The organism is Cellulosimicrobium composti, from assembly GCF_009711085.1.
Taxonomy (GTDB): Bacteria; Actinomycetota; Actinomycetes; order Actinomycetales; family Cellulomonadaceae; genus Cellulosimicrobium; species Cellulosimicrobium composti.
In genome coordinates, this window is sequence record NZ_WMKA01000032.1 from 33,739 (window position 1) to 44,938 (window position 11,200).

Sequence of the window (11,200 nt, forward strand, 5' to 3'; positions counted from 1 at the left end):
GTCAGCCCGCCTCGGCCGGCGCGACGTCCTCGCCCGGCACCTCGGCGACGAGCTCCGGCACCCACGCGTCGCCGTCGGCCACGAGCCTGACCTGGTACATGGGCTGGACGAGCGCGTGGTCGGACGCGCGGACGGTCGTGGTGCCCTTGGGGCCTTCGAAGGTCCAGCCCTCGAGCGCGTCGACCATGGCGTCGACGTCGTCGCCGCCCTCCTCGATCGCGTGGACGATCATCTGCGCCGCGACGAACCCGTCGGGCGTGAACAGGTCCGCCTGCTTGCCCGCTGCCTCGACGGACGCGAGCATCGCGGCCTCGACCTCGGTGCCGGCCGCGCCCGGGAAGTAGTGGTTGAGGAAGTCGACCTTGCTCGCGGCGGCGCCGTACGCGCCGTACGTCGCGACGTCGCCGAGCCCGGTGACGACCGTCGTCGAGTCGAGCACGCCCTGCTGGTCGAGGCCCTGCCACATCGCGCCGGACGTGGCGCCCGCCCACGCGACGAACACGAGGTCCGGAGCGGCGTCGACGATCTGGTGCGCGAACGGCGTGAACTCCGTCGCGTCCTCGGGCACGAGCACGCTGCTGACGTTCGCGCCCTGCGCGCCGAGGACCGCCTCGACGGCCGCGAGGTTGCCCTGCCCGAACGCGTTGTCCTGCGCGAACACGACGACCTCGGCGCCCTGCGGGTCGAGGAACGTGCCCGCTGTCGCGACGTCCTGGAGGGACTGGCGGCCCGAGCGGAACGTGTAGTCGTTGATGCCGGTCAGCGCGTCGACCGCGGCCGGGCCGGAGATGTAGAGGACCTTGTTCTGCTCGGCCTGCTCGGCCAGCTTGAGCGCGACGCCCGAGACGACGGTGCCGCCGAGGATCTGGTAGCCCTTGCCGATGAGGTCCTTCGCCTGGCCCACGGCCTTGTCGGGGTCGCCGCCGTCGTCGTGGAAGGTGACGTTGATCGGGCGGCCGTCGACCTCGCCGGTGCCGCCCGTCGCGTGGTCGAGGCCGGCCTGGAAGCCCTCGTAGTAGGCCTCGCCGTACGCGGCGAGGGGGCCGGTCTTGGAGTAGATGATGCCGACGTCGACCGGCTCGGCGCTGGCGCTCGACGCGCCGTCGGTCGCCTGGCTCGCGTCGCCGCCCGTCGCGTCGGTCGGCGCGCACGCGGCGAGCACGAGGCTCGCCACCGCGAGCGTGGCGACGGCGAGTGCCGGCCGGTGGGACTTCTTCGTCCGCATGACTTCGCCCTTCGTTGGGTGGTCCTGGGGGAGCGCCGCTCAAACATGAGAGGCGATTCAGGTTGCGGGAATCATGGACGCGCGGCGGTCGCGGTGTCAACCCGGTGCCGCGTCGGCGGGGTCGCGACGCGAGGACCGTGCGCGGCACGAGATGTTGACAGGTGATTCAGGTCACACGTAACGTCCGGTCCGCCCGGGTCCGGCGCGCGACGGAGCGCGCGGGCCGCGCTCCGCGCGGCCGGTGACCCGACCGCGACGTGGAGGTACAGATGGTCCGGCACTCCCTCGCGCGGCGCGCCCGCCGCGCCGCCCTCGCCCTCGGCACCGCGGCCGCCGTCCTGCTCGCCCCGCTCGTGACGGCGCCCGCGGCCTCGGCCGCCGGCGCGTGGTCCCAGCGGACGGCGGGCGGCATGACGGTCGAGCTCTACCGCCCGACGACGGCTCCCGCCCTGCCCGGCGGACGCGCGCTCATGGTCTCGCTGCACGGCTGCGTCCAGACGTCGCAGGTGCTGAAGAACGCGGGGAACTGGGCCGCGACCGCGGACGAGCACGGGATGGTCGTCGCGATCCCCGCCGCGCCGAACGGCGGCGTCCTGCTCGGGTGCTGGGACTACTACGACACGAACCACAGCCGCACGAACCCCGCGCGGCACGACGACAACCTGCTCGACCTCGTCTCGGCGCTGCTCGCGGACCCGTCCCTCGGCATCGACCCGGACCAGGTGTACGTGAGCGGGCTGTCGTCGGGCGGCGGCCAGGCCATGGTCATGGGGTGCCTCGCACCCGACGTGTTCGCCGGCGTCGGGATCGCCGCGGGGCCCACGGTCGGCACGACGTCGGGCCAGATCGGGAGCGTCGCGACGTCGCTCGCCCAGGCGCGCTCGACGTGCCGCACCTTCGCCGGGTCCCACGCCGCGGGCTTCGACACGCAGGTGACGTCCGTCGTGTTCGGCAGCGCCGACACGACCGTCGCGACCGGGTACGGGACGCTCAACGCCCAGGTCATGGCGGACCTCTACGGCGCCACGACGACGTCGTCGTTCTCGCTCGCCGGGCTCGCGGGGACCAACACCGCCGGCTCGGGCTCGCTCTGGTCCGACGCCGACGGCCCGCGCGTCTCGCTGATCCGGAACACGGGGCTCGCGCACGCGTGGCCCGCGGGCGGCGGCCCCGGCGGGTCGTACGTCTCGACGAACAGCGTCGACTACCCGGCGTACCTCACCGACTTCCTCTTCGAGAACAACCGGCGCGTCGACCGCGACCCGGACCCCGACCCGGACGTCACGGCGCCGTCGGTCACGATCACGTCGCCGGCGGACGGCGCGACGGTCGCCGGGACCGCGCGCGTCGAGGTCGCGGCGTCCGACGACCGCGGCGTGGACCGCGTCGAGCTCAGCGTCGACGGCGCCGCGCTCGCCACGCTGCGGACCGCGCCGTACGCGCACGACTGGGACACGACGGCGCTGCCCGCCGGCTCGCACGTGCTCGCGGCGCGCGCGGTCGACGCGGCGGGCAACGCGGCCACGACGCAGGTCACGGTGACGGTCGAGTCGCCGACCGGGCCGTGGTGCGGGACGGCGACCAACGCGCAGCACCAGGCGGCCGGCCGCGCGGTCTCCTACGGCGTGAACCCGTACAACCCGTACTACGCCGTGGGCTCGCTCGCGTACCTCGGGCTCGGCGACGCGACGGTCACGACGCTGCGCGAGGTCGTGCCGGGACGGTTCGAGGTCGCCGCCGCCTGCTGACGCGGGCGGCGGTCAGTGCTCGAGGCGGTCCTTCTCGTCGCCGATGAGGTCGGTCACGTCGTCGGGCAGGTCGTCGAGGTTCATGTCGTTCGTGCGTGCGCGCCGGGCGTCCCAGCGCAGCGCGACGCCGGCGAGCGCGGCGGCGATCGTCGACGCGGCGAGGACGGCGATCTTCGCGCCGTCGGTGTGCGTCGAGTCGGGGAAGGACAGCTCCGTGATGAGGAGGGACACGGTGAACCCGATGCCGCCGAGGAGGCCGACGGGGAAGAGGTCGCGCACCCCGATGCCCGGCGCGAGCCGCAGCGGCGTGAGCCGCGTGACGAGCGCCGTCGTGCCGAGCACGCCGGCGAGCTTGCCCACGACGAGGCCGAGCACGATCGCGAGGACGACGGGCTGGCCGAGCACCTCGGTCCCGCCGCCCACGAACGTGACGCCCGCGGCGAAGAACGCGAAGACGGGCAGGGCCACGCCCTGCGAGAAGGGGCGCAGGGTGTGCTCGAAGCGGTGCGTGCGCGACTCCGCCTCGCCGTGCACCGCGATCGCCGGGACGGTGAAGCCGAGCAGGACGCCCGCGATGGTCGCGTGCACGCCGGACTCGTGCACGAGCACCCACGCGACGACGGCGACGGGGAGCAGGAGCCACCACCGCGTGCGGCGCGCGCGCACGAGGACCGCGAACAGCGCGACCGCGACGAGCGCGAGGCCGAGCAGGCCCACGCGCAGGTCGGCGGTGTAGAAGACGGCGATGACGACGATCGCGAGCAGGTCGTCCACGACGGCGAGCGTGAGGAGGAACGTGCGGATCGCGACGGGCAGGCCGCGGCCGAACACGGCGAGCACGGCGAGCGCGAACGCGATGTCCGTGGCCGTGGGGATCGCCCAGCCGTGCAGCGCGCCGTCGTCGCCGGCGAGCAGGACGACGGCCGCGAAGATCAGCGCCGGGACCGCCATGCCGCCGACGGCGGCGAGCATCGGCACCCCGGCCTGCCGCGGGCTGCGCAGGCTGCCCGCGACGAACTCCTGCTTGAGCTCGACGCCGACGACGAAGAAGAAGATCGCGAGCAGGCCGTCGGCCGCCCACGCCCCGAGGGTGAGGTCCAGGTGCAGCGGCAGCGGGCCGAGCGAGGCCGGCCCGACGACCGTCTCGGACAGCGCGGTGTACGCGTCGCGCCACGGCGAGTTCGCCCAGAGGAGCGCGAGCGCGGCCGCGCCGATGAGCAGCGCGCCGCCCGTGGTCTCACGGCTCACCCATCGGCGCAGCCTGGCGCGCCACGAGGACGCGGGCGCGGCGGACGGGGCGGCCGACGGGCCGGAGGGCAGGGGGGCGTGGGTCATCGTGCTCCTGGGGTCGCGGACGTGTCGCACGGTCCGCGCACGCGAGCCGTGGCCGACCAGACTTCCCGGCACACCGTCCTCGATCCTACGCGGTGGGTACCTCTCGCGACCGACGTGCCCGGATGACGATCCTCCGCGCGGACGGCGTCACCCGCATCGCGCACGCGGCAGGTGCAGGGCGTGCGGCGCGTCACGCCTCCGGTCGGTCAGTCGGGCGTCTCCTCCGCGAGGGCGAGGAGGCGGGTGACGGTGTTCCAGTTGCGTCCGGTCACCGGGGTCCCGGCGGCCTTCGACAGGACCGGCGTCGTGAGCCTCGAGCGGCCGATGCCGTCGGGGTAGGCGACGTACAGGACGCCGTTCGCGACCGCCGCGCGCTCCGTGCCGTCGCGACCCTCGAGCGCGGCGGCGGCGTCCGGGGCGACCGGGTGCTCGCCGACGAGCACCTGGAGGGCCGCGGGACGCTCCTCGGCGTCGTCGGGGAGGGGGTTGCCGCGCACGATCTTGCGCAGGCGCTCGGCCGTGAGCACGGCGACCGCCGTGTCGACGTCGAAGCGCTCGGCGACGCCCCGGCGCACGAGGCGCGCGACGTCGTCGGGCGACGACGCCCCCGACGTCCCCGGCGCGACGACGAGGTTCCCGCTGTTGACGACCGTGCGGGCGCGCGCGAGGCCGAGGTCGCCCGCGAGGTCGCGGAGCGCGGTCGACGGGACCTTGCGCCCGCCGACGTTCACCGCGAACAGCAGCGCGACGTACGCGGTCACGGGAGCACCGGCCGGCGGTCGGACCAGGGTGCGGCCTCCTCGAGGCGCGCCGCGAGGTCGAGGAGCAGCGCGTCGTCGCCGTGGTCGGCGCCGAGCATGACGCCGACGGGGACGGTGCGCTGCGCGTGCCCGGGGTCGGCGACGCGCGCCTCGCCGAGCGGCAGCGAGATCGCCGGCCGGCCGGTGAGGTTCCACACGCTCGTCCAGGGCGTGAAGGCGGTCTGCGCCGCGAAGTCGCCCGCCGGGTCGTCGTCGAGGCGCTGGCTCCCGACGAGCGCGGGCGGCTGGGCGAGCGTGGGGGACAGCACGACGTCGACGCCCTCCCACGCGACGGCGACGTCGCGCGCGAGCCGCTGGACCTCGGCCAGCGCCGTCGCGTACGCGAGCCCGCTCACGGCGCGGCCCCGCTCGCGCAGCCAGCGGGTGAGGGGGACGAGCAGGTGCTCGCGGTCGGGCGGGACCGGCGCCTGGAGCGCGCCGACCGACCACAGGGCCGCGAACGCGTCCCACCGCTCGGCCGCGAAGGGCGGCGGGATCTCGACGACGTCGTGCCCGAGCTCGCCCAGCAGGGCCGCGGTGGCGCGCGCGACGCCGGCGCACGCGGGGTGGACGGGCGCGTCCGCGGCGATCACCGGGTCGAGCAGCAGCCCGACGCGCAGCGGTCGCCCCGACGGTGCCGCACGCCGGCGTGCGGTGAACGTGTCGCCCGGCCAGGGGTGCGCGAGCACGTCGAGGAACGCCGCGGCGTCGCGCACCGTGCGCGTGAGGACGCCGTGCGTCGCGAGGCCTGCGCCGTCGACCCCGTACGGACCGGGGCTCACGAGGCCGCGCGAGGGCTTGAGCCCCACGAGCCCGCACGCGCTCGCCGGGATCCGCAGGGACCCGCCGCCGTCGCTGCCGTGGGCCACGGGCACGACGCGCGCCGCGACCGCGGCGGCCGCGCCGCCGCTCGACCCGCCCGCGGACCGCGCGAGGTCCCACGGCGTGCGGGCGGTCGGCCCGACGTCGGGCTCGGTGTAGCACGGCAGGCCGAGCTCCGGCGTCGAGGTCTTGCCGACCATGACCGTGCCCGCGGTGCGCAGGAGCGTGACGACCCCGTCGTCGTCCGGCGGGAGGAACGGGTCGATCGCGGCGGACCCGGCGCGCATCGGCACGCCCGCGACCGTCGTGAGGTCCTTGACCGGGCACGGGACGCCGAGGAACGGGGGCAGGGCGCCGGGCTCGTCGACGGTCCCGTCGCGGCGCGCGGCGACGAGGGCGGCCTCCGCGGCGAGGGCCTGCGTCCGCGCGAGGTCCGGCGCCAGCGTGGTGAACGCGCCGACCGCCGCGCCGGCGTGCTCGGCGGCGTCGAGCGTGGCGTCGAGGACGTCGGCGGGGGACGCGTCGCCCGCGCGCAGCGAGCGCGCCAGGGCCGTCGCGTCGAGGTCGAGGAGCTCGGAGACGCTCATGGGCGACGACGCTACGCCCGCCCGCCGCTCGTGTCCCGTCCGCCGTCGGGCTGGACGCCCGGGACGTCGACACGGCGCAGCCGCGCGCGTATATTCCGATCGGAATATTCCGTGCGGGCCGATCGCGACCCGTCTCCCCGGACCGCCATGACCGGGCCGCCGACGCGGCCCCGGCGGCGCCGGGCACCCGAGCCCGGAGAGGAGGACCGTGCCCGCACCACGACTGAGCCCCGCGGCCACCCTCGTGCTCGCCGTGCTCCGCGAGGAGCCGATGCACCCCTACGAGATCCTCGTGCGGCTGCGCAAGCGGCGCGACGACCGGCTCGTGCGGCTCAACCCCGGCGCCGTCTACCACGCGGTCGACCGCCTCGAGCGCGACGGGCTCGTCGAGCGCGCGGGCGTCGACCGCGACGGCAACCGCCCCGAGCGCACCGTCTACGCGATCACCCCCGCGGGGGTCGCGGCGCACGAGGCGCGCACGCGCGAGCTCGTGCGCGACACCCCGCCCGAGCACCCGTCGTTCCCCGTCGGCCTCGCGCTCGTGCACGACCTCCCGCTCGACGACGCGCTCGCCCTGCTGCGCGAGCGCCGGGCCGCGCTCGCCGCGGCCGTCGCCGGGCAGCGCGAGCGCCTCGACGCCGTGGTCGCGCGCGGTCTCCCGCGTCGTCTCGTGCTCGACGCGTACTACGAGCTCCACCAGACCGACGCCGAGATCGCCTGGCTCGACGCGACGATCGCCGACCTCGGGTCGGGCGCGCTGAGCTGGACCGACGAGCCTGCGCCCGCCTTCCGCCACCGCACGACCCCACCTCAGGAGACCTCGTGACCACTCCCGCCCCGGGCGGCGCCGCCGCGGCACCGGCCACCGCGAGCTCGGGCTCGCGCGTCGTGCCCCTCGTCGACCTCCACGGCCGCAGCGCCTGGAGCATCCTGCCGCCGCTGATCCTCGGCTTCTTCATGATCATGGTCGACACCACGATCGTGAACATCGCCGTCCCCACGCTCCAGACCGAGCTCGACGCGTCGCTCGTCGCGGTGGGCTGGGTGAACAGCGCGTACCTGCTGTCCTACGCCGTGCTGCTCCTGCTCGCGGGCCGCCTGGGCGACCGGTACGGCCCCAAGCCGGTGTTCGTCGTCGGGCTCGCGGTGTTCACGCTCGCGTCCGCGTGGTGCGGCCTCTCCGGCTCGATCGGCATGCTCGTCGCGGCCCGCGTCGTGCAGGGCGTCGGCGCCGCGCTCATGACGCCGCAGACGATGGCGATGATCACGCGCGTCTTCCCGCCCCGGCAGCGCGGCGCGGCGATGGGCCTGTGGGGCGCCACGGCGGGCGTCGCGACCATCGCCGGGCCGCTGCTCGGCGGCCTGTTCGTCGAGTCGTGGGGCTGGGAGTGGATCTTCTTCGTCAACGTCCCGGTCGGGGTCGTCGCGCTCTGGCTCGCGCTCGTGCGGCTCCCGCGCCTCGCGACGAACAAGCGCACGTTCGACGTCGTCGGGGTCGTCCTGTCGGTCGTCGGTCTCTTCGCGCTCGTGTTCGGTCTGCAGGAGGGCGAGACGTACGCGTGGGGGACCATCGCGGGGCCCGTCACGGTGTGGGGCGTGATCGGCGCGGGCGTGCTCGTCCTCGTGGGCTTCGTGCTGTGGCAGCGCCGGCTCGGCGACGGCGCGCTGCTGCCGCTGCGGCTGTTCCGCTCGCGCAACTTCTCGCTCGCGAACGTCGCGGGCATGTCCGTGTCGTTCGCGATGATCGGCATCTTCTCCCGCTGACGATCTTCCTGCAGTCCATCCTCGGCCTGTCACCCCTGCACGCCGCGCTCGTCAACCTGCCGGGGTCGCTCGTGTCCGGGATCGTCGCGCCGCTCGCCGGCCGCCTGTCCGACCGCGTGCCCGCCAAGTGGGTCGTGGCGACCGGGTTCGGCGTCCTCGCGGTCGCGATCGGCTGGCTGGCCGCGGTCGTCCGCCCCGAGGTGCCGGTCGTCACGGTCGTGCTCCCCATGACGCTCTTCGGCATCGGCACGGGCTGCGTGTTCTCGCCGCTCGCGAACCTCGCGACCTCCGGGCTCGACCAGCGCACCGCGGGCGCGGGCGCCGGCGCGTTCAACACCACGCGCCAGGTGGGCGGCGTGATCGGGTCGGCCGCGATCGTCGCGACGCTCACCGCGCGGCTCGCGGTCGAGCTCCCCGCGGCCGCGCGGCAGGCCGCCGCGTCGCTCCCCGAGCAGGTGCGCGGGCCGTTCGTCGAGGGCTTCTCCGGGGCGGGCTCGCTCCAGGCCGGCGCGGGCGGGTCGTTCGACCTCCCGGCCGGCGTGCCCGACGACGTCGCGCGCCAGGTGGGCGAGGCCGCGACGGCCGCGTTCCACCAGGGGTTCGCGACCGCCGTCGGGCAGACCCTCGCCGTGACCGCGGCCGTGCTCGTCCTCGGGTTCGTGTGCGCGGTCGCGATGTCGGCGCGGCACGTCGAGCACTGACCGCGGGACGGGGACGTGAACGCCGGGTTAAACCTCGCCCGGCGGGCGTGTCTGGGCTGGTGACCCGAATCACACGGGCGTAGTTTCGAGGGGACGGACGGCACCACCGCCGTCCTCCGGGAGGCCAGCCGATGGGGTTCACGCTCCGCTCAGGAGGGCCGGCACCGGCGCTGCTGAGCCGTGGCACCCACGGCCCGACGGCCGGTCGCCCGCCTCGCCCAGAGAGAGAACGGCGCCCGCGCGCCGGAGGGGAGCCCTCGTGGTCCGCACCTCACCCACCCCCACCCCGCACGACGGCGGGGGCGACGCCCGCCGGACGTTCGTCGTCGACACCTCGGTCCTGCTGAGCGACCCGCGCGCCATCGGGCGGTTCGCCGAGCACGACGTCGTCCTCCCGGTCGTCGTCATCACCGAGCTGGAGGCGAAGCGTCACCACGCGGAGCTCGGGTACTTCGCCCGCAGCGCGCTGCGGATGCTCGACGACCTGCGCGTCAGGCACGGCCGCCTCGACGCGCCCATCCCGGTGGGCGACGCCGGCGGGACCCTGCGCGTCGAGCTCAACCACTCGGACCCGAGCGTCCTCCCGGCGGGGTTCCGCCTCGGCGACGACGACTCCCGGATCCTGTCCGTCGCGGCGAACCTCGCCGCGGAGGGCCACGACGTGACCGTGGTCTCCAAGGACCTGCCGATGCGGGTCAAGGCGTCGGCGGTCGGGCTGCGCGCGGAGGAGTACCGGCACGAGCTCGCGGTGGACTCGGGGTGGACGGGGATGGGCGAGATCTCGTTCACCGACGCCGAGGCCGCGGCGCTGTGGGAGCACGAGTCGGTCGAGCTCGCGAGCCTCGACCCCGCCGTCGTCGAGGCCGCGGGACCGCTGCACTGCCACACGGGGCTCGTCGTGCACTCGCCGCGCGGGTCCGCGCTGGGCCGCGTCACGGCGGACAAGCACGTGCAGCTCGTGCGGGGGGACCGCGAGCTGTTCGGGCTGCACGGCCGCTCCGCCGAGCAGCGCGTCGCGATCGACCTCCTGCTCGACGAGAGCGTCGGGATCGTCTCGCTCGGCGGCCGCGCGGGCACCGGCAAGTCGGCGCTCGCGCTGTGCGCGGGCCTCGAGGCCGTCATGGAGCGCCGCCAGCACCGCAAGGTCGTCGTGTTCCGGCCGCTGTACGCGGTGGGCGGGCAGGAGCTCGGCTACCTGCCCGGCTCGGAGTCCGAGAAGATGAACCCGTGGGCGCAGGCGGTCTACGACACGCTCGGCGCGCTCGTCTCGCCCCAGGTGCTCGACGAGGTGATCGACCGCGAGATGCTCGAGGTGCTGCCCCTGACCCACATCCGGGGGCGCTCGCTGCACGACGCGTTCGTCATCGTCGACGAGGCGCAGTCGCTCGAGCGCAACGTGCTGCTCACCGTGCTGTCGCGCATCGGGCAGTCGTCGCGCGTGGTCCTCACGCACGACGTCGCGCAGCGCGACAACCTCCGCGTGGGGCGGCACGACGGCGTCGCCGCGGTCATCGAGGCGCTCAAGGGCCACCCGCTCTTCGCGCACGTGACGCTCACGCGCTCCGAGCGCTCGCCCGTCGCGGCGCTCGTCACGGAGATGCTGGAGTCGATCGAGGTCTAGCCGAGCGGCGCGGCGGCCGGGGCGTCCGGCCGCCGCGCGCGCGGGTGGACGAGGACGACGGCGAGGACGCCGACGACGGCGCCCAGGACGGTGTCCAGCGCGCGGTCGAGCGCGAGCGCCGACGGGTCGGCGGGGTGCGCGAGCGACGTCATGAGCAGCGCCATCGGCGCGATGGTGAGCATCGCGACCCCGTAGTGGCGCCCCACGATCGTCTCCGTCACGGTCTGGAGCACGACGACGACGGCGGCCGTCCCCCAGAAGCCGAGCGGCGCGGCGAGCAGCGGCCAGGCGACGAGCGCGCCCGCGACCGTCCCGGCGCCGCGCTGGAGCGCGCGCACGACGGCGTGGCGCGCCGAGTCGCCCTGGAGCACGGCGGTCGAGCCCATGGTCGCCCACGCGGCGTGCCCGAGCCCCGCGACGGCGGCGACCGCACCCGCGACCACCCCGGCCACGCCCACGCGCGCCGTGGGGAGCCGCCAGGGGCCCGACGCCCCCGACCGCGCGTGCGCGCGCAGGGTCGTGCGGGCCGCGGGCGCGGCGTCCGTGCGTGGCGCACCCGTCGCGTCGAGCGCGCGCTCGACCGCGTCGAGCTCCCGG

Annotated in this window: 10 protein-coding genes; 5 read left to right on the forward strand and 5 right to left on the reverse strand. The window is 75.7% G+C overall.

Annotated features, from left to right (window positions below):
- Position 1 precedes the first annotated feature (1 nt).
- The gene (locus GJV82_RS13235) at positions 2-1,225 is read right to left on the reverse strand and encodes a substrate-binding domain-containing protein (protein ID WP_024841083.1); all 1,224 of its coding nucleotides are present in this window, start codon (positions 1,223-1,225) and stop codon (positions 2-4) included.
- 269 nt (positions 1,226-1,494) lie between these two features.
- Here GJV82_RS13235 and GJV82_RS13240 point away from each other — a divergent pair, with 269 nt between their 5' ends.
- A complete protein-coding gene (locus GJV82_RS13240) occupies positions 1,495-2,973 on the forward strand; it encodes an extracellular catalytic domain type 1 short-chain-length polyhydroxyalkanoate depolymerase (RefSeq protein WP_225873332.1) in 1,479 nt (492 codons plus the stop codon).
- A gap of 12 nt (positions 2,974-2,985) precedes the next feature.
- Here GJV82_RS13240 and nhaA read toward each other — a convergent pair whose 3' ends face one another.
- The 3 genes from nhaA to GJV82_RS13260 form a co-directional block, all read right to left on the reverse strand.
- The gene (gene nhaA, locus GJV82_RS13250; protein WP_155099553.1) at positions 2,986-4,308 is read right to left on the reverse strand and encodes a Na+/H+ antiporter NhaA; all 1,323 of its coding nucleotides are present in this window, start codon (positions 4,306-4,308) and stop codon (positions 2,986-2,988) included.
- Between the two features lie 206 nt (positions 4,309-4,514).
- On the reverse strand, positions 4,515-5,069 hold the full coding sequence (locus GJV82_RS13255) for a DUF1697 domain-containing protein (protein WP_318657623.1): 555 nt from the start codon (positions 5,067-5,069) through the stop codon (positions 4,515-4,517).
- Positions 5,066-6,517, reverse strand: coding sequence for an amidase (locus GJV82_RS13260; protein WP_155099554.1), 1,452 nt, complete (start codon positions 6,515-6,517; stop codon positions 5,066-5,068). The genes GJV82_RS13255 and GJV82_RS13260 overlap by 4 nt, the downstream gene beginning before the upstream one ends.
- 208 nt (positions 6,518-6,725) lie before the next feature.
- On the opposite strand from GJV82_RS13260, the gene GJV82_RS13265 reads away from it, so the two are divergent.
- From GJV82_RS13265 to GJV82_RS13275, 4 genes are all read left to right on the forward strand, one after another.
- Positions 6,726-7,343 carry a PadR family transcriptional regulator gene (locus tag GJV82_RS13265; protein WP_155099555.1) on the forward strand — a complete coding sequence of 206 codons (618 nt, stop codon included), beginning with the start codon at positions 6,726-6,728 and terminating at the stop codon, positions 7,341-7,343.
- Entirely contained in the window at positions 7,340-8,281 is a 942-nt protein-coding gene (locus GJV82_RS20505) for an MFS transporter (RefSeq protein WP_318657624.1), read from the forward strand. Before GJV82_RS13265 ends, GJV82_RS20505 begins: the two co-directional genes overlap by 4 nt.
- 56 nt (positions 8,282-8,337) lie before the next feature.
- The gene (locus GJV82_RS20510) at positions 8,338-8,982 is read left to right on the forward strand and encodes an MFS transporter (RefSeq protein ID WP_263971410.1); all 645 of its coding nucleotides are present in this window, start codon (positions 8,338-8,340) and stop codon (positions 8,980-8,982) included.
- A gap of 259 nt (positions 8,983-9,241) precedes the next feature.
- Entirely contained in the window at positions 9,242-10,603 is a 1,362-nt protein-coding gene (locus tag GJV82_RS13275) for a PhoH family protein (RefSeq protein WP_318657625.1), read from the forward strand.
- Here the strand turns inward: GJV82_RS13275 and GJV82_RS13280 are convergent.
- A partial coding sequence (locus GJV82_RS13280; RefSeq protein WP_196217248.1) for an FUSC family protein occupies positions 10,600-11,200 on the reverse strand: 601 nt, incomplete at its 5' end. The genes GJV82_RS13275 and GJV82_RS13280 overlap by 4 nt on opposite strands.